This window comes from Acidimicrobiales bacterium, from assembly GCA_035316325.1.
Lineage (GTDB): Bacteria > Actinomycetota > Acidimicrobiia > Acidimicrobiales > VFJN01 > DASXTK01.
This window is the reverse complement of record DATHJB010000038.1, coordinates 1-21762: the sequence shown is the minus strand read 5'-3', so window position 1 is coordinate 21762 and position 21762 is coordinate 1. Positions and strand designations below refer to the sequence as shown.

25 protein-coding genes are annotated in these 21762 nt (G+C 71.8%); 15 read left to right on the top strand and 10 right to left on the bottom strand.

The genetic code is table 11. The features are described 5' to 3' along the window. The 7 genes from VK611_05485 to VK611_05455 form a co-directional block, all read left to right on the top strand. Window positions 1-1905 (top strand): DUF5682 family protein (locus VK611_05485; GenBank protein ID HMG40758.1); only part of this gene is annotated, 1905 nt, incomplete at its 5' end. Next, complete coding sequence (locus VK611_05480; protein ID HMG40757.1) at window positions 1902-3092, top strand: VWA domain-containing protein; 1191 nt, start codon at window positions 1902-1904, stop codon at window positions 3090-3092. The genes VK611_05485 and VK611_05480, both read left to right, overlap by 4 nt. Further along, window positions 3092-3829 (top strand): hypothetical protein, encoded by a 738-nt coding sequence (locus tag VK611_05475; protein ID HMG40756.1) that lies wholly within the window; start codon window positions 3092-3094, stop codon window positions 3827-3829. The genes VK611_05480 and VK611_05475 overlap by 1 nt, the downstream gene beginning before the upstream one ends. A gap of 18 nt (window positions 3830-3847) precedes the next feature. After that, window positions 3848-3970, top strand: coding sequence for a hypothetical protein (locus VK611_05470; GenBank protein ID HMG40755.1), 123 nt, complete (start codon window positions 3848-3850; stop codon window positions 3968-3970). Between the two features lie 10 nt (window positions 3971-3980). Continuing rightward, window positions 3981-4289 carry a DUF3817 domain-containing protein gene (locus VK611_05465; protein ID HMG40754.1) on the top strand — a complete coding sequence of 103 codons (309 nt, stop codon included), beginning with the start codon at window positions 3981-3983 and terminating at the stop codon, window positions 4287-4289. Window positions 4290-4377: 88 nt separating this feature from the next. Beyond that, window positions 4378-5082: an AraC family transcriptional regulator gene (locus tag VK611_05460; protein HMG40753.1), complete on the top strand. Its 705-nt coding sequence runs from the start codon at window positions 4378-4380 to the stop codon at window positions 5080-5082. Between the two features lie 27 nt (window positions 5083-5109). Continuing rightward, complete coding sequence (locus VK611_05455; protein ID HMG40752.1) at window positions 5110-5709, top strand: dihydrofolate reductase family protein; 600 nt, start codon at window positions 5110-5112, stop codon at window positions 5707-5709. A gap of 45 nt (window positions 5710-5754) precedes the next feature. On the opposite strand, the gene VK611_05450 is transcribed toward VK611_05455, so the two are convergent. Further along, the gene (locus tag VK611_05450) at window positions 5755-7293 is read right to left on the bottom strand and encodes a HAMP domain-containing sensor histidine kinase (GenBank protein HMG40751.1); all 1539 of its coding nucleotides are present in this window, start codon (window positions 7291-7293) and stop codon (window positions 5755-5757) included. Then, complete coding sequence (locus VK611_05445) at window positions 7290-8036, bottom strand: response regulator transcription factor (GenBank protein HMG40750.1); 747 nt, start codon at window positions 8034-8036, stop codon at window positions 7290-7292. Before VK611_05445 ends, VK611_05450 begins: the two co-directional genes overlap by 4 nt. 81 nt (window positions 8037-8117) lie before the next feature. On the opposite strand from VK611_05445, the gene VK611_05440 reads away from it, so the two are divergent. Both VK611_05440 and VK611_05435 read left to right on the top strand, forming a co-directional pair. Next, entirely contained in the window at window positions 8118-9998 is a 1881-nt protein-coding gene (locus tag VK611_05440) for a hypothetical protein (GenBank protein HMG40749.1), read from the top strand. Window positions 9999-10045: 47 nt separating this feature from the next. Next, on the top strand, window positions 10046-10465 hold the full coding sequence (locus VK611_05435; GenBank protein HMG40748.1) for a nuclear transport factor 2 family protein: 420 nt from the start codon (window positions 10046-10048) through the stop codon (window positions 10463-10465). On the opposite strand, the gene VK611_05430 is transcribed toward VK611_05435, so the two are convergent. Then, a complete protein-coding gene (locus VK611_05430; GenBank protein HMG40747.1) occupies window positions 10460-11404 on the bottom strand; it encodes a D-alanyl-D-alanine carboxypeptidase family protein in 945 nt (314 codons plus the stop codon). The genes VK611_05435 and VK611_05430 overlap by 6 nt on opposite strands. Window positions 11405-11546: 142 nt before the next feature. Between VK611_05430 and VK611_05425 the strand changes: the two genes are divergently transcribed. Together VK611_05425 and VK611_05420 are read left to right on the top strand one after the other, a co-directional pair. Then, complete coding sequence (locus tag VK611_05425; protein HMG40746.1) at window positions 11547-12791, top strand: sensor histidine kinase; 1245 nt, start codon at window positions 11547-11549, stop codon at window positions 12789-12791. Beyond that, window positions 12788-13522 (top strand): response regulator transcription factor, encoded by a 735-nt coding sequence (locus tag VK611_05420; protein ID HMG40745.1) that lies wholly within the window; start codon window positions 12788-12790, stop codon window positions 13520-13522. The genes VK611_05425 and VK611_05420 overlap by 4 nt, the downstream gene beginning before the upstream one ends. Before the next feature lie 58 nt (window positions 13523-13580). Here VK611_05420 and VK611_05415 read toward each other — a convergent pair whose 3' ends face one another. The 5 genes from VK611_05415 to VK611_05395 form a co-directional block, all read right to left on the bottom strand. Further along, the gene (locus tag VK611_05415; GenBank protein ID HMG40744.1) at window positions 13581-14486 is read right to left on the bottom strand and encodes a TauD/TfdA family dioxygenase; all 906 of its coding nucleotides are present in this window, start codon (window positions 14484-14486) and stop codon (window positions 13581-13583) included. A gap of 159 nt (window positions 14487-14645) precedes the next feature. Beyond that, window positions 14646-15086, bottom strand: a complete 441-nt coding sequence (locus VK611_05410) for a hypothetical protein (protein HMG40743.1) — start codon at window positions 15084-15086, stop codon at window positions 14646-14648. A gap of 80 nt (window positions 15087-15166) precedes the next feature. Then, window positions 15167-16123, bottom strand: coding sequence for an NAD(P)-dependent alcohol dehydrogenase (locus VK611_05405; GenBank protein HMG40742.1), 957 nt, complete (start codon window positions 16121-16123; stop codon window positions 15167-15169). Then, window positions 16120-16701: a GNAT family N-acetyltransferase gene (locus VK611_05400; GenBank protein ID HMG40741.1), complete on the bottom strand. Its 582-nt coding sequence runs from the start codon at window positions 16699-16701 to the stop codon at window positions 16120-16122. The genes VK611_05405 and VK611_05400 overlap by 4 nt, the downstream gene beginning before the upstream one ends. Before the next feature lie 651 nt (window positions 16702-17352). Continuing rightward, a complete protein-coding gene (locus VK611_05395) occupies window positions 17353-17733 on the bottom strand; it encodes a hypothetical protein (protein ID HMG40740.1) in 381 nt (126 codons plus the stop codon). A 183-nt stretch (window positions 17734-17916) separates the two neighbouring features. On the opposite strand from VK611_05395, the gene VK611_05390 reads away from it, so the two are divergent. Then, window positions 17917-18486, top strand: a complete 570-nt coding sequence (locus VK611_05390) for a DUF2231 domain-containing protein (protein HMG40739.1) — start codon at window positions 17917-17919, stop codon at window positions 18484-18486. 23 nt (window positions 18487-18509) lie between these two features. On the opposite strand, the gene VK611_05385 is transcribed toward VK611_05390, so the two are convergent. Further along, the gene (locus VK611_05385) at window positions 18510-18794 is read right to left on the bottom strand and encodes a GlsB/YeaQ/YmgE family stress response membrane protein (protein HMG40738.1); all 285 of its coding nucleotides are present in this window, start codon (window positions 18792-18794) and stop codon (window positions 18510-18512) included. A gap of 146 nt (window positions 18795-18940) precedes the next feature. Here VK611_05385 and VK611_05380 point away from each other — a divergent pair, with 146 nt between their 5' ends. Further along, window positions 18941-19618, top strand: a complete 678-nt coding sequence (locus VK611_05380; GenBank protein ID HMG40737.1) for a DUF6766 family protein — start codon at window positions 18941-18943, stop codon at window positions 19616-19618. Window positions 19619-19705: 87 nt separating this feature from the next. Further along, window positions 19706-20704 (top strand): iron-containing redox enzyme family protein, encoded by a 999-nt coding sequence (locus VK611_05375; GenBank protein HMG40736.1) that lies wholly within the window; start codon window positions 19706-19708, stop codon window positions 20702-20704. Between the two features lie 196 nt (window positions 20705-20900). Here VK611_05375 and VK611_05370 read toward each other — a convergent pair whose 3' ends face one another. Then, window positions 20901-21359 carry an HNH endonuclease gene (locus VK611_05370; protein ID HMG40735.1) on the bottom strand — a complete coding sequence of 153 codons (459 nt, stop codon included), beginning with the start codon at window positions 21357-21359 and terminating at the stop codon, window positions 20901-20903. A 29-nt stretch (window positions 21360-21388) separates the two neighbouring features. On the opposite strand from VK611_05370, the gene VK611_05365 reads away from it, so the two are divergent. Next, window positions 21389-21762, top strand: a 374-nt coding sequence (locus tag VK611_05365) for an alpha/beta hydrolase (GenBank protein ID HMG40734.1), incomplete at its 3' end; no start/stop codon positions are given.

Here is a 21762-nt window from a genome sequence, read left to right as displayed (position 1 = left end):
GCGGCGGCCGAGCCGGGTGACCCGGGGGTCGACCCGATCTCGGTCCTGGCCGCAGCCGCCGGGTTCGACGACCCCGAACGCTGGTGGGAGGACGCCGTGGAGCACCGCCGCGGCGGCCTCGGCCGGTTCGTCGCCGTCGCCGACGCCATGGCCGAGCTGCGCCACGACCCCGCCGTGGCCGCCCGTCACACCCGGTCGAACGACCGGCGGGAGGCGGCGATGCGCCGCACCCTCCGGGCCACGACCAAGCGCGTCGGCGCCGGCGGCACCGTCGCCTTCGTGTGCGGCGCCTGGCACGCACCCGCGCTGCACCCCGCGGCCTTCCCCACCACCAAGCACGACACCGACCTGCTCAAGGGCCTCCCCAAGGTCAAGGTGGCGGCCACCTGGGTGCCGTGGACCAACGGCCGTCTCTCGTACCGCAGCGGCTACGGCGCCGGCGTGGCCTCCCCCGGCTGGTACGAGCACCTCTTCACCGCCCCCGACGAGGTGTCGGCCCGCTGGCTGACCCGCACGGCCCGGCTGCTGCGCGACGAGCAGCTGCCGACCTCGTCGGCGTCGGTCATCGAGGCGGTGCGCCTCGCCGAGGCCCTCGCCGCCCTGCGCGAGCGGCCGCTGGCCGGCGTGTCCGAGCTGACCGACGCCACCGAGGCGGTCCTCTGCGCCGGGTCGCCGGTGCCGCTCGCCATCGTCGGCGAGAAGCTGTTCGTGGGCGAGGCCCTGGGAGCGGTCCCCGACGAGACGCCGATGGTGCCGCTGGCCCGCGACCTCGAACGCCAGCAGAAGCGGCTGCGGCTCAAGGCCACGGCCGCCGAGCAGGTCGTCACGCTCGACCTGCGCAGCGAGACCCACCGGGCCCGCAGCCACCTCCTCCACCGGCTCCGCCTGATCGACGTGCCGTGGGGCGAGACCGTCGACAGCGGCCGCACCCGGGGGACCTTCAAGGAGACCTGGTGGCTGCAATGGCAGCCCGAGCTGGCCCTCCGCCTGGTCGACGCCTCCGGCCGGGGCACGACGATCGCCGAGGCCGCCGCGGCGACCGTGTCCGAACAGGTCGCCGAGGCCGACATCGCGGCCCTCACCGAGTTGCTGGAGGCGGCACTGCTGGCCGACCTCCCCGCCGGGCTCACCGCGGCGATGGACGCCCTCGCCGCCCGGGCCGCCCGCCAGCACGACACCCAACGGCTCATGGCCGCGGTCGAGCCCCTGGCCCGCATCACCCGCTACGGCAACGTCCGCCGGGTCGACACCGAGCTCGTCGCCGGCGTGCTCCACGGCATCGCCGTCCGCGTCGCGATCGGCCTGGGCGGGGCGTGCAACGGCCTCGACGACGACGCCGCCACCGCCATGCGCGGGCTGGTCGACGGCGTCCACCGGGGTCTCGCCCTGGTCGACGACCCCGAACTGCGGTCGCGGTGGTACACCGCCCTCACCGGCGTCACCGACCAGGGCGGGATCCACGGCACCGTGGGCGGCCGGGCCACCCGCCTGCTGCTCGACGGCGGGCGCATCACCGCCGCCGACGCCAACCGGCGCCTGTCGCTTCACCTGTCGATCGGCGCCGACGCCCTCGACAGCGCCGCCTGGCTCGACAGCTTCCTGTCCGGCGACGCCGCCCTCCTCCTGCACGACGACGAGCTGCTCGCCGTGGTCGACGACTGGCTGGCGGACGTGCCGGGCGTCCTCTTCGACGACCTGCTCCCGCTGGTCCGGCGCACGTTCTCGGCCTTCAGCGCACCCGAACGCCGCCTCATCGGCGAGAAGGCCCGCCGCCTCGACGCGGGGCCGGACGCCGGCGGGACGGGAGCCGGGAGGCCGGGCCGGTCGGACGATCCCCGGCTCGACGACGACCGGGCCCGCCGAGCCCTCCCCGTCCTCCGCCAGATCCTGGGGACCAGCCCGTGAGCGACCCCGGCCACCCCGACGACCCCGGCCACCCCGGCGACGCCGAGCGCCTGCGGCGCTGGCGGCTCGCCCTCGGCGGCGAGGACGCCGACGGCACCGGCACCCAGCTCGCCGGCGAGGACCTGCGCCGCGACGAGGTCCTCGCCCAGCTCTACGACACCGACCGCCGAGGCGGCCTCGGGGCCAGCTCACCCCGGGTGGCACGCTGGCTGGGCGACATCCGCACCTACTTCCCCACCAGCGTCGTCAAGGTGCTCCAGCACGACGCGATGGACCGCCTCGGACTGCGCCAGCTGCTGCTCGAGCCCGAGATGCTGGCCACCGTCCAGCCCGACGTCGCGCTCGTCGGCACGCTGCTGGGCCTCGGCCGGGCCATCCCCGAGCACTCCCGCGAGACCGCCAGGACCGTCGTGCGCCAGGTCGTCCGCGACCTCGAGAAGCGGATCGCCGGCGCCACCCGCCAAGCCGTCACCGGCGCCCTCGACCGGGCCAGCCGCACCCGGCGGCCGCGACCGGCCGACATCGACTGGAACCGCACCATCGCCGCCAACCTCACCCGCTACCAACCCGAGTACCGCACGGTCATCCCCGAACGGCTGGTCGGACGGTCACGCCGCACCCAGCAGGTGCAACGCGAGGTCGTGCTCTGCATCGACCAGAGCGGATCCATGGCCAGCTCCGTCGTGTACGCCAGCGTGTTCGCCGCCGTCCTCGCCTCGCTGCGAGCGCTCCGGACCCGGATCGTCGTCTTCGACACCGCCGTGGTCGACCTCACCGACCAGATCGACGACCCCGTCGACATCCTGTTCGGCGTGCAACTCGGCGGCGGCACCGACATCGCCGGCGCCCTCGGCTACTGCGAGACCCTGGTCAGCCGGCCCGCCGACACCATCCTCGTGCTCATCAGCGACCTCTACGAAGGCGGGGTCCGGGACGAACTGCTCCGGCGATCCTCGGCGCTGGTCGAGTCAGGCGTCCAGATGGTCGCTCTACTGGCGCTGAGCGACCAGGGCGCGCCGGTCTACGACCACGACAACGCCGCCGCCCTCCACCAGCTCGGCGTCCCCGCCTTCGCCTGCACCCCCGACCTCTTCCCCGACCTCATGGCCGCCGCCATCCAACACCACGACCTCACCACCTGGGCCCACACCCAAGACCTCCCCTCCCCCTTCGGTAGGTTGCGTTGATGGCCGTGTTCGCCCTGTGGAGCGCTCCTCGGGCCCGCTCGACGGCGTTCTTCCGCTCGATGGTCGAGCGCGGCGATCTCGTCGCTCTCCACGAACCGTTCTGCAACCTGCTGAACCACGGCGAGACCGACGTCGAAGGCCGGACGTTCGACTCCGCCACGTCACTGCTCGCGTGGCTGCGGGACGGTATGCCGGGGGGCGTCGTGTTCCTGAAGGACACGACCGACTTCCGGCACCGGGAGGTCCTCGCCGACCGGCGCTTCCTCGCCGAGGCCCGGCACGCCTTCCTGATCCGTCGGCCCGAGGAGATCGCCGCGTCGTACTACGACCTCTATCCCGACATGAGCATCAACGCGATCGGGCTCGAGTACCTCCACGAGCTGCACACCGCCGTCGAGGACGCCGGAGGCCACCGCCCGGTCGTGGTCGACTCCGACGACCTCGTGGCCCGACCCGCCGCGACGCTGGCCGCCTACTGTGCCGCCGTCGAGCTGCCCTTCGTCGCCGGGGCGCTCCGGTGGGCGCCCGGGGAACGACCGGAGTGGCGGCGCAGCGCCCGCTGGCACACCGAGGTCAGTACCAGCTCGGGCTTCGAGCCGCGCGAGCGGACCTATGCGCACACCGTCGAGACCTCCCCCGAGCTGGCGCGCTTCGCCGCCCATCACCGGCCCTTCTACGAGCAGCTCCACGGCCGGCGCCTCGACGTCCCGGCCGGGGAGGCCCCGCACGCCCCCTGACGCCGGGGCGGCCCGCGGGTGGCGATGCGCGACGGGGCGCCGGGCACCCCTACGCTCTCGGCCGCCGGAGCGCCACCGCCGGCTCTGCTCGACGAGCTGGTGGTCATCACCTGGCTGATGGTCACCGCCAAGCCGACGTGAAAGGCCCCCGATGATCGCTCGATTCCGCCTGATCGCCCTCGCCGAGGCCGTCACCTGGGTGGTGCTGATCGCCGCCACGGTCGCCAAGCGGGCCTTCGACGTCGAGGAGGCCACCGCCGTCATCGGCCCGATCCACGGGGTGATCTTCCTCGTCTACCTGGCGGCCGTGATGTACCTGCGGGAGGACCTGGGCTGGTCGCTCAAGCGGACCGTCGTCGCCATCGCGGCCGCCGTCATCCCGCTGGGCGCCTACCTCATCGTCGAGCGCCGCTACCTCCCCGAAGCCGAGGCCGAGGGACGCCTGCCCTCGGTTCCATAGCGACGCCGGGAGCCCGACCAGAGGGGTCCCCGTTGCGTGTCGGGAGGAAGCGCGGTGCCAGACTGCTGCCGACCGAGAGGAGCCGGCCATGGGCCTGGACGTCGAGCACCGGCCGTCGGAGTCGCCGTACATCACCCGGGTGTGGCGCGCCACGGGAGAGCAGACCGTCGAGGCGATGACGGCGGTCGCCTACGCCCGTTGGGACCTGGTGTTCTGGGAGGCCGACGGGGCGATGCACGTCTCCGTGGTCGGCCCCGAGTCCCGGGCGTACGCCGCGCCGGTACCCGACGCCACGGTTTCGTTCGGCATCAACTTCGAGCTCGGCAGCGTCCTGCCGCAGCTACCGGCGAGCCGTCAGGTCGACGGCGTCGCGGACCTCCCCGACGCGACCGGGCGCCGTTTCCAACTGGCCGGCTCGACGTGGGACCTACCCAGCTACGACAACGCCGAGGCGTTCGTCGCGGCCCTGGTCCGGGAGGGCCTGCTGGTGCAGGACCGGCTGGTCACCGACCTGCACCGCGGCGCCTCGACCGACCTGTCCCCGCGCACGGAGCAGCGCCGCTTCGCCGCGGCCACCGGGCTGACCAGGAGCACCGCACGGCAGATCGACCGCGCGCGCAACGCTGCGGTGCTGATCCAGGAGGGCCGCTCGTTCGACGACGTCATCGCGGAGCTCGGCTACTACGACCAGGCCCACCTCGGCCGATCGCTCAGCCACTACATCGGCCGGACCCCCACCCAGCTGCGACGAGACACGCCGGACCAGCCGCTGTCGCTTCTTTACAAGACCTAGCGGATCCCGGTTCCTACCATCCGGTCCGTGCGAGTAGTCATCAGCGAGTTCATCAGTCTCGACGGTGTGGTGCAGGCCCCGGGTGGTGCCGACGAGGACACGTCGGGCGGGTTCCGGCACGGCGGCTGGTCCATGCCCTACTTCGATCCCGAGGTCATGGGGACCGCTCTCATGGAGGAGGTCCAGCAGACCGACGCCACGCTGCAAGGCCGACGGACCTACCAGATCTCGGCGGCGGCGTGGCCGGAGCTGACCGACGACGACGATCCGTTCTCCAGCCTGCTGAGCAAGATGCACAAGTACGTCGTGTCCGACACGCTCACCGACGACGACCTGACCTGGGGCCCGGCGACGCTGATCCGCAACGCCGACCTGCTCGACGAGGTGGCCAAGCTCCGTGACCAGCCCGGCGATGGCCATCTGTCCGTCTCCGGGAGCACCGAGGTCGCCCGGGCCCTGCTGGCCGCCGACCTGGTCGACGAGTTGTTCCTCGTGGTCGAGCCCATCGTGCTCGGCGGCGGCAAGACGATCTTCACCGAGGATGGCGAGGCCCGCCCCTTCGAGCTGACGTCGACCCTGACCGCCGACACCGGGGTTCTGGTCAACCGCTACCGACGCGTTCGCTGAGCGACCTCAGGCCGCCCCCGCCGTCCGTCGACAGCTCCCCTCCGCTCATCGCCGCGCCTCCTCGACCGCCGCCGCGGGTCGCGCGCCGGCCGGGTCCGCCGCCTCGCGCGGCTCGGGAGCCGGGGGCGGGGGCTCATGCCGGTCGGGGGTCGGGAGCGCGAACCGGAACGTGGCGCCGCCGCCCGGGGTGTCGAGCACGGTGCAGCGGCCGTCGTGGGCCTCGGCGATGCTGGCCACGATGGCCAGGCCCAGGCCGGCACCGCCGGTCGCCCGGGCCCGCGAGCTGTCGGCCCGGAAGAACCGGTCGAACAGATGCGCCCGGGCCTCGGGGGCGATCCCTTCGCCGTGGTCGACGAGGTCGACCGTCACCTCGTCGTCGCCCTGCCCGACGACCACCTCGACCGGTGTCCCCGGCGGGGTGTGCTGGCAGGCGTTGGCCAGCAGGTTGGTGATCACCCGGGCGAGTTGGTGGGCGTCGCCTTCGACCATCGCCGGGGTCTCCGCCCGGTAGTCGATGTCGCGGTCGGGCTCGATGATCCGGCGGTCGTCGACCGCCGAGGCCACGATGTCGCGCACGTCGAGGGGTTGGTGCACCGGCGCGGCGTGCTCGTCGAGCTGGGCCAGCAGCAGCAGGTCGTCGACGAGCGCGGCCAGTCGGGCCCCCTCGTCCTCGATGCGGGCCGCGGCCCGGATCGCCTCGGCGTCGTCGGTGATGCGCCCCCGCCGCAGCAGCTGGGCGTAGCCCTGGATCGAGGTCAGCGGCGTGCGCAGCTCGTGGGAGGCGTCGGCGGCGAACCGGCGCAGCGTGGCCTGCGACGCCCGCAGCCGCTGCTCCGATTCCTGCCGCTCGGTGAAGGCGTCCTCGATCTCGACGAGCATTCGGTTGAGCGACGCTCCCAGGCGGCTGATCTCGGTCTCGGGCCCCGACGGCGCCACCCGTTGGCCGAGGTCGCCGTCGGCGATCCGCTGGGCGGCGGCCTCCATGCGGGCCAGCGGCCGCAGCCCCATCCCCACGAGCCGGCGGCTCAGCAGCGCCACCAGGGCGAGGATGGCGACGCTGGTGGCGGCCAGGGCGAGCATCAGCAGCCGCAGGTCGCTCCGGGTGGTGGTGGTCTGGACCGCGCTGACGATCACGGTGCCGTCGTCGAGGCCGGTCGCCCGCATCCGGAAGGGCTCGGCGTGCCCGTCGACGCGGGCGGTGGTGTCGTCGTCGATCGTCTCGAGGGGCGCATCGGGCAGCACGGTCGGGATCGGTGGCGGCGCCGAATCGCTGCCGGTGGCGATGAAGAGCCCGAAGGCCAGGTTCCCGCCCGGGTCGACGACCGCCATGTAGAGGCCGGCCGAGGGCTCGTCGTCGGCGACCACGCGCTGCCTCTCGGGTGCCTGTGGCGACCGGCTGTAGGGGACGAGGAAGCCCTCGATGAACTCGGTCTGCCGGTCGAGCTGGGTGTCGATGCGCCGGTCGAGGAAGCGGACGGCCAGGGTGAAGACGATGACGTTGGCGCCGGCCAGCACCACCGTCACCGACACGACCAGCACCAGGCTGATGCGGTTGCGCAGCGAGGGCGGTGCGAGCCGGGTCATGCGGCCGGCGGGCCGGCCGACGGGAGGCGCAGGCAGTAGCCCACACCCCTGACGGTGTGGATCAACGGCGGCCCCTCGGCATCGACCTGCTTGCGCAGGTAGGAGATGAAGTTCTCGACCACATGACCGTTGCCGTCGTAGTCGTAGTGCCAGACGTTGTCGAGCAGTTGGGCCTTCGAGAGCACCCGACGCTCGTTGATCAGCAGGCAACGCAGCAGGCGGAACTCGGTGGGGGTCAGCTGGAGTGCCCGGTCGCCCCGCCAGGCCTCGTGGGTGTTCTCGTCGAGCACCAGGTTGGCGAACGTCAGGCGGCCGTCGTCGACCCGGGTGTCGGCCTCGGAGCGGCGCAGCACCGAGCGGGTCCGGGCCACGAGCTCGTCCGGGCTGAAGGGCTTGGTCATGTAGTCGTAGGCACCGAGCGTGAGGCCGCGCACCTTGTCGCGCACCGCATCGCGCGCCGAGAGGAACAGCACCGGCGTCGTCACGCCCCGCTGCGCCAGCGTCGACTGGATGGCGAAGCCGTCGATGTCGGGCAGCATCACGTCGAGCACGATCAACTCGGGCTCGGACTCGGCGACGAGGGCCATGGCTTGCCGGCCGGTCGCCGCGGTGCGCACCGCGAAGCCGGCTCCCCGCAGGGTCAGGGCCACGAGGTCGACGATCGCGGCCTCGTCGTCGACGACGAGGACGTCGGGCCGGTACGCGACGCCACCCAACTGGTCGTGCTGCCCCCTCACCACCATGCCGACCAGCCTGGCACACCCGGAGGTAATCCGGAGGTGGACCGGAGCTTCCCGGGAACCTGCGTCGCAAGCATGCGCCGCGTGGGCACCACCACCGAGCTCCGAGCGGGCGGGAACGACGCGTCACGGGCCGACGCGGACGCGATCGAGACCGATGCCGGGACCGCCGCCGGGTGGAGGCGGCGGCGCGATCCGCTCGTGCTCGTCGCCGCCGCGCTGGTGCTCGTCCCGGCGATCGCCGCGGCCATATCGGCGCTGCGCAACCCGTGGGCCCCGACCGCCGACTGGGCGCTCATCGAGCTGCAGGTGCGCGACGTCGGCACGGCCGACACTCCGCTGCTGGGGGCGTGGTCGCGCTACGGCTGGCGGCACCCGGGACCCTGGCCCTTCTACCTGCTGGCCCTCCCCTACCGCCTGGTGCCCGATGACCGCGGCCTGCTCTTCGCCGCCTCGTGCCTGAACCTGGCGGCCGCTGCCGGCTACGCCCTGGTGGTCGTCCGCTATCGGCGCATCCAGGCGCTGATCGCGCTGCTCGGGCTGGCCGTGCTGCAGCGCGGGCTCGGGGTCGACCAGCTCAGCGACCCGTGGAACCCGACCATCCTCATCGTGCCGTTCGCGCTCTACCTGGTGCTGTGCCTCGAGATCGCGGTGGGCCGGTCGCGTTGGCCCATCCCGGTGGTGGTCGGCGTCGGTTCGTTCATCGTCCAGGCCCACGTCGGGGTGCTCCAACCGGTCCTGCTGGTGGGGGTGGTGGCCGGCGCGCTCCGGTGGCACCGCCGGCGGCGTGAGGCCCAGGTCGTGGTCGACGTCGGGCCGGTCGACGACGCCGACGACGCCGACGAGGCCGCCGCGCCGGCACGAACCTCGGCGTGGACGCGCTGGCGCCCCCTACTCCCGACCGCCGCGGTGATCGTCGCGGCCTGGCTGCCGCCGCTGCTCGACCAGGTCAACCGGACCGGCAACCTGGGGCTGTTGCTGCGCTGGGCGGCGGGTGACGACCTCGGGGCGGGCATGGGGCCGCTGACCGAAGGCAGGATGGGGGCCGATCGCCTCGTCGACAGCACGGCGTGGCTGCTCGACCCGTTCGGGCTGTGGATCGGTCACTTCCGGATCCCCGTGGTGTTCGGCTCGCCGCTGCTCGGCACGGGAGATCCCCTGCAGCTGCTCTGGGTCCCGGTGGCGCTGGTCGCCGCGGTGACGCTGGTCCGCCGGGTGCCCGTGCCGCCGTCGTACCTCCGGCGCACCAGCGCTGCCGCCGTGCTCGCCGCCACCGGCGTGGTGGCGCTGGTCAGCGATCTGGCCAGCGCCAAGGGAGCGCCGGTCGTGTGGCCGTTCCGGTGGGCGGTGGCGGTGGTGATGCTGCTGTGGATCACCGCCGCCTGGGCGGTCGCCGCCCTGGCGTCGCACCGGCTGCCATGGCTCGACGGCGCCCCGGCGCAGACGGGGGTGAGCGCTACCCGCACCCGAGCCGCGTTGGTCGGTGGCGTGATGGTCGCCCTGGTGGCGCTGCCGGTCGGCTTGGCCGTTGGGCGGGGCACGGTCGGCCGGCAACCGGCACCGGAGGCTTCGGCCGCTCTGCTGCGGCTGGCGCCGGCCATCGAGGAGCACGCCGGCCGGGAGGAGCTGGTCGTCGCCAACACCGAGTGGATGCTCAACGACAAGGACCTCGGGCTCCCGGTGTTGCTCGAGCGGGCCGGCATCCCCTGGGTCGAGCGCAGCGATCCCCGGGCCGACGGGTACGACGGCTACTACATCGTGCCGGTCGGACTGCTCGAGAACGACCAGCTGGTGGCCGACCTGGCGACCGGCAGCGCCGAGGTCCTGGCCCGGTCGGGGCCACCCCAGGGCGACGAGGACCCCGGCGGCGAGCTGGTGTTCCTCCGCATCGCTCCCCAGGCCGGGCTCGCCTACGACCCGAGCAAGCTGGGCGCCCTCGGCCGGCAGCGCACAGGAACACCCTGATCCCTCCCGGACGTCCGCAACCCCGGTGCGACTGCTAGATCTGGGGGATGGCCGTGGACGACATCGAGGCGATCAAGCAGCTCAAGAGCCGCTACTGCCGGACGATGGATACCAAGGACTGGGTCGCGATGCGGGACGTGTTCACCGACGACGTCGAGATGGACACCACCGGGTCGGGCGGCGGCGCGATCGTCGGCGCCGACGACTTCATGGCGTTCCTGACGGAGACCCTGGCCGAGGTGGTCACCGTCCATCACTGCCACATGCCGGAGATCGAGCTGACCTCGCCGACGACGGCCACCGGGGTGTGGGCCATGGAGGACATGCTCCGTTGGCCCAACGGGATGGAGCTGCACGGCTACGGCCACTACCACGAGACCTACGAGAGGGCCGGGGGTCGGTGGCGGATCAAGCGGTCCGAGCTGACGCGCCTCCGCATGGACCTCACCCAGCCGGAGGAGTCATGAGCGTCCTGTGAAGCCGAGGTCGAGGAGGGTGCGGGCGGCGTCGTCGCGGGCTTGTTCGGTGGGGGCGCCGAGGACGACGACCACGATGCTGCGGCCGTCGCGGGTGGCGGAGGCGGCGAGGCACCAGCCGGCTTCGGCGGTGTGGCCGGTCTTGATGCCGTTGGCGCCCCGGTAGGCACCCAGCAGGTCGTTGGTGGTGGGCAGCTCTGAGCCGTTGAGCGTGGTGCTCCCGGCGGCGACGATGTGGCGGAAGGTGGCGTCCTGCATGAGGTCGCGGGCGAGGTGGGCGACGTCGGCGGCCGACGAGTGCTGGGCTGGGTCGTCGAGGCCGTCGGGGTTGGTGTAGCGGGTGGTGTCGAGGCCCGCCGCGGCCGCCTCGGCGTTCATCCTGTCGACGAAGCGGCGCTCGTCGCCGGCCACGTCGACAGCCAGGGTGCGGGCCGCGTCGTTGGCACTGGCGACCAGCATCGCCTGCAGCAGCTCGCCCCGCGACACGTGATCGCCGGGCTCGAGACCGGCCTGCGACTGGCCACCGGTGATCTGCAGCGGCGGGACGGTGGCGGTGTGGTCGAGTCGCCCGGTGTCGAGGACCAGCCGGGCGGTCATGAGCTTGGTCAAGCTGGCCACCGGGCGGGGCTGGTCGGCGTTGAGGGAGGCCAGGGGCACGCCCGTGTCGCCGTCGACCACCACGTAGGCGGCGGCCGCGATCGGAGGGAGGTCGCCGGTCGGTGGGACGATCTCGGCCTGGGGGCCGCGGACGGCGTCGGTCACCGCCGGGGTCATGGTGGTGACCCCGGCGATGGCCAGGAGGGCGGCGCCGACCAGCCCGCTGAACAGGAAGGCCTGCCGACGGCCTCCGCCCCGACGGTGTCGGTGTCGGGGGCCGGCTTGCAGTGTCTGCGCCGGCCGCCGGCGGCGGTGGGAGAGGGTGCTCGCCATGGAGCGAACGTACGAAAGGCCTGGTCAGGGGCACATCGGTCGCATGTGGCGTTTCCCCTGGTCCGAAGGACCGATGTGCCTGGCGGGTCGTTCCACCTTTCGGCCGATGAACCGCGACCGCCCGGCTGGTTACCGTGAGCCGATGCCCGGCCAGCTCGAAGCGTGGTGGCGCCGCCTCCCCGACCGCGGTCAGGACCTCATGGTGGGCGTCCTGGTCGTCGTGGGCTGGACGGCTGCCACGCTCGCCGTGCAGCTGCCCCCGGTGGGCGACGGACGCAGCCTCGCGCTGCCGTTGGGCCAGAACCAGGTGGCGATGTGGGCGACGGCGGCGGTGCTCGCGCTCCGGCGCACGGTGCCGCCGGTGGCCCTGCTCCTCGCGGTGCCGCTCTACGTGGTGGGGCTGAGCCTGCCGCTGTACGACCTGGGTCCACCCGGTGGCGGTGGAGGCGAGGTCGCCCATGCCACCGAGTTCCACCTGCTGCCCATCCTCGCCGTCGCCTACCTGGTCGCGCAGTCGGGTGCCATCAGCCCGCTGGTGGCGGGCGCCGTGTGCCTGGCCGGCACGGGGTTGCTGTTCGGCGACCTCGACGGCCTGACGCTGGCTCCCGGCTTCGGCTGGTCGCGGGTGCTGTTCGCGCTGTTCGTGGTGGTGGGCACCACGTTCCTGGGTGCGCTCGTGCGTGAGCAGCGGCGGTTGCGAGCGGTCGAGTCGCAGAAGGTGGTGGTCGAGGAGCGCACCCGCATCGCCCGCGAACTGCACGACGTGGTCGCCCACCACGTGAGCGCCATCGTGATCCGGGCCCAGGCGGCCGAGCGGCTCGCCCCCGGCCGGCCCGAGGTGGCGGTCGAGGCGGTGCGTTGGATCGCGGACGCCGGCAAGGAGGCGCTCACCGGCATGCGCCACGCCGTGCAGGTGCTGCGGGAGGCGGACGGCGTTGGTGGTGTCGAGCTGGCGCCCCACGGCGTTGGTGGTGTCGAGCTGGCGCCCCAGCCCACGCTGGCCGACCTGCAGGGAATCGTGGAGCGGCTGGCCCCCGTCGGGCTCGACGTCGAGATCGCGCTGCCCGACCCGCTCCCGGCGCTCGGCCCCCAGGTCGAGCTGGCCGCGGTGCGCATCGCCCAGGAGGGCGTGACCAACGCCCTGCGCCACGCCGAGGCTCGACGGGCGGTGGTCCGCGTGGCGGAGGAGGCGGGCCACCTGGTGGTCGCGGTCGACGACGACGGCCGCAGCGGCAAGGCCCCGTCCCTCAGCGCCTCCGGCCACGGGCTGCGGGGGATGGCCGAGCGGGCCGCGGCCTGCGGCGGGCGGCTCGACATCGCCCGCAGCGACCTGGGCGGCTGGTCGGTGCGGGCCTCCCTGCCCTGCCACCAGAACGGCCGGCCGTGAGCGCGGAGGGGGCGGCGACGATCCGGGTCTTGGTGGCCGACGACCAGGCCATGATCCGGGTCGGGCTACGCCAGATCCTCGACAACGAGCCCGACCTGGCGGTCGTGGCCGAGGCGGCCGACGGCCTCGAGGCGGTCGAGACAGCGGCCAGCGCCCGACCCGACGTGGTGTTGATGGACGTCCGCATGCCGCTGCTCGACGGCCTCGAGGCGACCCGACGGATCGTCGCGTCGTCCGACGCCCCGCCCCGGGTGCTGGTGCTCACGACCTTCGACGACGACGAGTACCTGTTCGACGCCCTGCGGGCCGGGGCCAGCGGCTTCCTGCTCAAAGACGTCGGCCCCGACCCGCTGATCGCGGCCATCCACACCGTCGCCCGCCACGAGAGCCTCCTGGCCCCGGCGGTCACCCGGCGGGTCATCGAGCGCTACGTCGAGCTCGACGGCGCCGCCGGCCGGTCCCGCCCGAGCGCCATGGCCGAGAACGTCGCCCGGGCCGGCCTCACCGACCGCGAGCGCGAGGTCCTCGTGGGCCTCGCCGCCGGGTGGTCCAACACCGAGCTGGCCGCCGAGCTGCACCTCAGCGAGGCCACGGTGAAGTCCCACGTGAGCAGCGTCCTGACGAAGCTCGGCCTGCGCAGCCGTGTGCAGGCCGTCATCGCCGCCTACGAATCGGGCCTGGTCCAACCGGGCGACGGCCGCTTCGGTCCCAGGCGGGAAGGCGGACGGTGAAGGGCGACCCAGCTCGATCGACTCCGTAGCAGTTTCAGGTCGGCACCGACGTCGGCGCTCATCGCCCGCCTCCCTCGTCCGAGATGCTGTGGGCCGGCCGGGGCCGCTCGCCGTCGGTGGTGCATCGACGCATCCTCCGCACCGACGGGTGGTGGTCCCCCAACGCCCGATGCAGCGTGCACGACTCGTCCCAGATGGCGACGTCACCCTCGGACCAGTGCCACCGCAGTGAGCAGTCGGGATCCACCGCCACGTCGTGGAGGTGGGACAGCAGGACGTCGGATTCGTCCGGGTGCAGCTCGGGGATCCGCTCGAGGTACATCGGGCAGACGAACAGGCAGGGCGCAGCCGTGTCGGGATGGGCGCGGACGAGGGGATGGCGGACCGGAGGGTGGGCCTCCTCGAACCGGCTGGCCAGCTCTGCGCCATGCCGGTCGACCACGGTGCGACGTAGCGAGGCGTCGACGCCGTGCCAGCCGGTGAGGGTCGAGCAGAGCGCCTGGAGGGCGGGCGACAGCGCCTCGTAGGCCGCCGGCAGGCTGGCCCACAACGTGTCGCCTCCGCTGGGTGGTACCTCCAGGGCCTGCAGGATCCCGAACCGCGGGGGAACCTCGAGCCAGCTCAGGTCGGTGTGCCAGGGGAACTCCGCCGGCGGATGGGCCGGGGTGTCCTCGATCACCGATATCGGCTGCTCGCGTCCGGTGAACCGCTGCAGCGGGTGCACCGTCACGGTGCCGAAGCTCGTCGCCACCTCCCTGAAGCGCCCCTCGTCCCGGCCGAACCCCCGGATGAACACGACGTGGTGGTCGATGACGAGCTGACGGAGCTGCGACGGGCCGTCGTGCCCGGCTTCGTCGAGGTCGCCGGCGTCGACCACGGCGCCGATCGCGCTCGACAAGCGCCGCGCACGCAGTGGCGGCACCGGCGTCCGGCGCGGATCGTCCTCGGGGACACGTTTCGGCATCCCTTCACGTTCACCCACGACACCGTCGGGCACATCGGTCGCACGTGGGGTGTCTCCCGGTCCGAAGGACCGATGTGCCTGGCGGGTCGTTCCACCTTTCGGCCGATGAACCCGCGACCCGTCGTCCGCGGTCACTGCTCGCGGACGACGATGACGACGTCAGCCTGACGACGTCTTCTTTCCGGGGAGGCGGTCGGTGAGAGCGTCGAGGACCAGGGCGGAGCCGATGGCGAGCATCCACACGTCCTTGGCGACCGCGGTGCCCTGCTGCGTGGGGCGGACGCTGCCCTCCTCGTGCATGCCCGGGGTCCGCCAGTAGAGGCGGCCGAGCATGCCCGCGAAGCCGGTGAGAGCGGCGCCGGCTATGCCCGTAGGGACGAACGGGGTGAGCAGGGCAGCGCCGACGACGATCTCGCCCGTCGAGAGCATCTTGGCGAACTGCTCGGGCGGCGTCTCCTGGAACTGCGGGTAGGCCGTGCTCGCGAAGCCGTGCAGCTGCTCGGCGGTCTCCTTGTCCGCGTTGCGCTTGGAGAGTCCCGAGTTGAGGATGAAGGCGCCGGTTGCGAGCCGAACCGGCACGTGCCAGAGCTTGAAGGCCATGCCCCAAGGCTGCCCGATGATCCGGGCCCGCAACCACCCTCCGGAGCACTTCCGCACGTCTCGCCGTCCCCAGCTGCCGCTCAGTCCACGGTGACCACGACCTTGCCGAGGGCGCGGCCTTCGCCGACGTGGGCGAGAGCCTCGGGAACTTCGTCGAGCCCGAACGTGCGGTCGATGCGGATGCTGACGTCACCCGCGACGCAGAGGTGGGTCAGCGCCTCGAAATGGGCCGGTCCTTCCTTGACGACGAGGACCCCGATCCGTCGACCGGTGAGCCGGCCGGCGGCCCAGCCGACCGTCAGGATGCGGAGCAGCGCGCGCACGGAACCGCCGGCGCAGCGGTACCGACCGCCGGGGGCGAGAGCTCGGCGGTAGGCGAACACGGACCGGTAGGCGACGAGGTCGAGGATGAGGTCGTAGGGCGGGGTGCGGCGGGAGAAGTCTTCGCTGCGGTAGTCGATGACCTCGTCGGCGCCGAGGGACCGCATGAAATCGAGCTTGCCGGCGTTGTCGACGCCCGTCACGTGGGCGCCGAGTCGCTTGGCGAGCTGTACGGCGAACGCGCCCGAACCGCCGCCGCCCCCGTTGACCAGCAACCGCCTCCCGGCCGCGGCGCCGTCGGTTCCTTGCAGAGCGATGGCTCCCGCCTGGGGGATCGTGGATGCCTGGGCGAAGCTCAGCTCGGCGGGCTTGAAGGTGAGGGCCGATTCGGCCGCGACCGTGTACTCGGCGAAGCCGCCCTTGAGGGCGAGGTTGTCGCCATAGACCTCGTCACCTGGTCGGAAGCGGGTGACGCCCTCGCCGGCGGCGTCGACCCACCCGGCGATGTCAGAACCGAGCGTCGGGCGCGCCGGCGAGCGCAGCCCACCCATTCGGGCATACAGCGGCGAGCCGCGCAGGCACTCCCAGTCGCTGAGATTGACCGACGTCGCGGCCACCCGGACCCTCACCTGCCCCGGGCCCGGAGCCGGCATCGGGACGTCGTCGACCCGCAGCACGTCCGGGCCTCCATACCGGTCGTAGACGACCGCCCTCACCTGCGCCTCCCAGCGGCGTCACTGTCGTGTGCGTCGAGTGGCTTCTCGTGGACCTGAAGGTCGCACGGCGTGGCGAGGAGCGGCCCCAGGTGCGGATGAGCATCGTCGATGGTGCCGGTGCGGACGAGCCGGTAGCCGATCCGGCCGTACCACGACGTGAGGAACTCCTTGGTCGGGTGCCGCCAACCGCGCGGGACGAGGAGCTCGAGCCGCATCGCGTGCAGTCCGTGCTCGCGGCTGTGCTGCTCGGCGAACTCCACGAGGGCCCGGCCGATGCCGCTCCCGCGGTGGTCGGGGGCGGCGACCAGCATCCCGAACCCGCCGACGTCATCGGCGACCTGGTGGACGTGGACGCTGCCGACGATGTGCCCTTCTTGAGTGGCGACGGCGATCTGTCCGGCGGCGATGACCTCGGCAAGCTCGGTCGTCGTCGTTCGCGTGGCCCCGTCACGCCAGAGGCCGCGCTCGGCAATGGCGTAGACGTCGTTGATGAGGCCGGTCAGCTCCCCGACGAGGGCTGCGTCACGGTTGGCCGCTCCCTCCAGCAGGTCGATGGCGAGGTCAGCGTCGGTTGCCATCGCACCGAGGATGCCCGCCGAGGTCAAGCGAAGCAATACATAGTTCTTGGTACAGCAATCGTGCTTTACGATTGTTGGTGTGGAGCTCCGGCAGCTCCGCAGCGAAACAACCAACGCCCGATGACCTGCACCGTCGAACAGTTGCTGTAGCCAGACGAACGGTCGGCCGCCGCGCCGTGCAGAGCGAGGTCTGCCCGGCGGCGACGACGACGGCCGACCGGTGCTCCGCTACTGCCAGATCCTGTAGTACCAGCCGTCGACGCAGTTGGGGGCGGTGCCGCAGGTCAGGTGGAAGCAAGGCTGTGTGGCATAGCCCAGGCTCACCATCTGGCTCCGCACCCGATCGCATGCGGCATAGGTCGTGAAGGGACCCCGCTTCCGCCACGTCGCTGCCGTGGTGGCGGAGTCCTCCGTCGTGGCGGGGGCCGTGCCTCCCGTTGCGGCGAGGGCCGTTCCTCCGAGGGGGAGGACGACCGCAGCAACAGCCAGGACACCAGCCCCGACCATCGCTCGCATGCTTCGATGCATGGTGATTCTCCTGTGACGTCGATTGCCCACCACGAATGGCGGGTCCCGGTGGTGACCGGGTGACCGTACGAAGGTGCTGCTAGCGACCTGCTAGCGACCTGCTAGCCGAGCCGCCGCTCGGCGTCACCGGTGGGTGAGCGTCTCCGTCAGCCCTTCGAGGTCCTCGACCGTCACCGTCAGCGCGGAGTGGCCCTTGCGACTCAGCGGCGACGGCACCTTCTCGCGGAAGTGGATGCAGACGCCCGCGTTCGCGTTCGTGCCGAACGTCAGGCCGTCGTCCTTCATCGAGCCCCGGGCGCCAGCCGCCGTCCACCAGCGGTAGTTCCGGGTGATGTGGGCACCGTCGACGTTCCCGAGCGGGGTCTCGAGCTTGAAGAGGCCGAACGTCGCCCGCAGGCCACCGTCGTCGGTGAGGGTGACCCCGTCTCTCGATGGACGGACGCCGAAGACACCCCAGAAGGGGACCAGCCGCTTGTCGAAGGAATACCTGTACAAGGTGGTCACGGGTCACTGCCTCCGGCCACAGTTTGCCCGCGCCGAAGCCGTGTCGAGCACGCGCTCCGGTCATCACCCGCACGTGCTTGCGGCCTACGCGAAGCTCGTCAGGAGATCCGACACTGCTTCTGGCACACGGATGAAAGGCTCCATCATGAAACTCGTCGTCATCGGCGGCGCAGGGAGCGGACGGTGAGGCGCTTCTCGGTGCGGCCGTCGCTCACGTTCCGGGGTCGCAGGTTCAACGGGCTGCGGGGTTGGTCGGGCAAGCCGCTGCACCCACCGCTCACCGACTTCCCCATCGCCGCTTACGTGCTCGCCGCGACGTTCGACGTGATCTCGATCGTCGGCGGCGACGACAACGCATGGGCTCGGGATTTCTGGCACGCCGGCACCTACGTCTTCATCGGCGGCGCCGCGGTATCGGTGCTGGCCGCGCTGACAGGACTGTGGGATGCGTGGAAGTCGTCCGAGGCCGGCACGCAGGCGCGCCGCACGATCAACAGCCACGCCACGATCATGACCACCGTCACCGTGCTCGCGCTGGCCGACATCGGATGGCGACTGAACGGCTACAACACCCACGCCTACACGCCCGTGGGCATCGTGGCCCTCTCGGTGGTGATCGCGTTGCTGGTGTCGGTGGGAGCGACCTTCGGCGGCACCCTCGTCTACGACTACGGGTTCAACGTCGAAACCGCAGGCGACTCCCCCGTGTGGCACAAATCCGAACGCGACGTGCTCCCCGGCCAACACGACTGATCGGCGTCGTCCGACCCGGCTGCTCAGATTCGGGTGCCGGGGCGACCTGTGAGCCGGCCTCGGGGCTGCATCAAGCGATAGGCGACGAGTGCGACGACCGCACCGATGATCGAACCGAAGAGTCCCGAGCCTCCGAAGTCGTCCATGGTGCGGTCGGTCAGGGCCACGGCGAGCATTCCGCCGACGAACGAGCCGATGATCCCCAGCAGCAGGGTTCCGATCAGACCGAGGTTGTCGCGGCCGGGAACCAGGAAGCGGGCGATCGCACCGGCGACGAGCCCGATCACGAGTAGCACGACGAGTCCCATCGAGAGAACCTCCTGGATGGGTCGGACCGCGAAGTTCACGGTCGACGCCAGTGGCCTTCCCTCGGGAGTCCCGGTCCAACCGGCCGGGCTCGGAGGACCAGGCCCGGGTAATCACCTCCCATGGCAGACGGCCAGAAGCCGCGACGATGACTGCCATGCGGCGTGTCGTCAGGGAACACAGCTTGTCGATCGTGACGTTGGGGATGTTCCTGGTGATCTGGCTCGGTGGGCAGGTGTGGGCTGGTCATCGGACCTACAACGACGAGCAACGCTCTCATGGGCAGCCGACTGTGAGCGTGGCCGACTACCTCACGCGTGCGGAGTTCGGGGAGGCGACCTTCGAGAACTGGGAGTCCGAGTTCTTGCAGATGGGCGTGTACGTGCTGCTCACCGCCTGGCTCGTGCAGAAGGGTTCGGCCGAGTCCAGGCCGCCGGAGGGCGACGGGAGCTTCGGCGAGGATCCGAGCGAGCACAGTGACGACGCCGAGAGTCCCTGGCCGGTCCGTCGCGGTGGTCTCGTGCTCCAGGTCTACGAGCGCTCGCTCGGCATCGCCCTGCTCGGCCTGTTCCTACTTGCGTTCCTCGGGCACCTCGTCACCGGCGCCCGGGCGTTCAACGCCGAGCAGCTCGAGCACGGGGGAACCCCCGTGTCCACCGTCGGCTACCTGTTCAGGTCCCAGTTCTGGTTCGAGTCGTTGCAGAACTGGCAGTCCGAGTTCCTCGCCGTCGGCGTCCTCGTCGTGCTCAGCATCTTCCTGCGCCAGCGCGGCTCGCCCGAGTCCAAGCCGGTCCACGCCCCGCATCATCAGACCGGTAGCGAATGATCCATTCCGTCATGACCGGCGGCATCTGCCCTCATCGCGTCGTTGGTGGGCGCGAGGGCTGGGTAGGCACGCGCCGTGGAGATGCCTTTGCCTCGGGGACCGCTCAGCGAGCACGTGATCAGGACGCTGGGTCGCCCTCCGGATGAGGGAAGCACTCTGCCGGTCGACGATCCGAGCGATGTCGAAGACGAGCAGCTGGCGTTGTTCCTGCTCCAGCAGATCAGCTACCGGCCCATCGTCGGTGTCGACCCGGCTTGGGAGGACCAACCGTCGTTGCTCGTGCTCCGGGAGCGGCTCGAGCAGGCCATGGAGCAGCGGCTGCGAGATCTCCTCATGGTCCCCGTCTGCGCGCCCGCGGCGGTGCCCGATGCGCTGCTGGCTTTGATCGACGGTGCCGAGGGGCCATCGCTGTCGGACTGGCTGGACTCGCGAGGCACCCTGGTCCACCTCCAGGAGTTCGCGGTGCACCGATCGGCCTACCAGCTACAGGAAGCCGATCCCCACAGCTTCGCCATCCCTCGCCTGGCGGCAGGGAAGGCCAAGACGGCGCTCCTCGAGTTGCAGATGGACGAGTACGGCGGCCACGAGCCCACCGAAGCGCACTCGGTGCTGTTCGCCCAGACGATGCGAGCCCTCGGCATCGATCCCGACGACGGCGCCGACATCGAGCGACTTCCCGCAGTGACCCTGGCCACGAACACCTTGCTGAACCGGCTGGGACGGACCCGCCGGCTCGTCGGAGCCTGCATCGGGCATCTCGCCGTGTTCGAGATGACCTCCGTCGAGCCCATGGCCCGCTACGCCGCCGCCATCCGGAGAGTGCTCGACGGCGAGGACGCAACCGCGGCGGCCCGGTTCTTCGACGTCCATGTCGCCGCTGACGGCCTCCACGCCCGCCTCGCGATGGAACGCCTCGTGGACGGCTTCGTCGAGCAGTACCCCGCCGACGCTCCCGACCTGGTCTTCGGAGCGGCCGCACTGATGCACGTCGAGCATGAGCTGACCGAACACCTCCTCGCCTGCTGGGACGCCGGCAACACCTCCCTGCGCACACCCCTCGAGAGCACCAGACTCCGAGGGCTCTAGACCGCCACTCCGCCCCCCTCAGCACGGCGGGTCGGTGTGGTCGGCACGGTGGCGCCTACCCGGGAGAGTTTGTCGTCAGACCGTCACCAACCTCCGGGGCCGCGAAGCGGCGATGGGTCGGCCTGGTCCTTGAGCAACTCGGTCGCCCGACGATGCGCAGCGAGTCCGGCTGCGGAGACGCTCCTGGTTCGAGCAGTCAGGGGGCGATCGTGTCCGGCGTCTCGGTTTCGAACTGCAGCGCGAGCGTCGTGTTGATCTCGAGGTGGCGCAGGAGGAAGGTGCGCTCGTCGAACCGCTTGCGCCGCAGCCAACCGGTGACCTCGTCGTTGCACTTGCTCGTGTTGCACGAGCGGCAGGCCGGCACGATGTTGTCCAGCGTGTACCGCCCGCCACGGGAGAGCGCCAGCACGCAGTCGCGCTGGAGCGGCTTGTCCTTCTCGCCGCAGTACGCGCAACCACCCCATGCGGCTTTGAGCGCGGTCCACTGCGCAGCGCTGAGGTCGTGGTCGACGCGATCCATGCGGCGCTTGCGCTTGCGGGCGGCCTTGGCCTTGCGGGTTCTGCTGACCGCCATCGCACCAACGTAGGTGACCGTCATCTCCCGACGGCGCTCATCCAGCGCCAGGGAACCCACGTGGCCGGCAGCGCGTACCATCCGGGAGACTGTCGGCGACCCCGCCACCCGTGCTGATCGCGGTGAACGGCGGCGGCTGGCTCGGCACCAACGAGGACGACCTCAACGTCTTCGGCGGCGCCAAGGCGCTCACCGACCTCGGGTTCGCCGTGGTCAGCGTCCGCTACACGGTCGCCGCCGGCTACAACGCCGACGGCACCTTCAACACCTCGTGGCACCCGAGGACGCTCCCGCAGGACGTCGACAAGGCCATCAGGTGGGTGCGGGCCTACGCGGGAACGCTGGGCGTCGACCCGAACCGGGTCATCGTGGCCGGCCACTCGGCCGGCGCACATCTCGTGGCGCTCGTGACGGCCGGCAACTTCGCCGCCCCCAACCTGCCGGCGGCCCTGCAGGCCGTGAGCTCGAAGCCCAACGGGGTCAT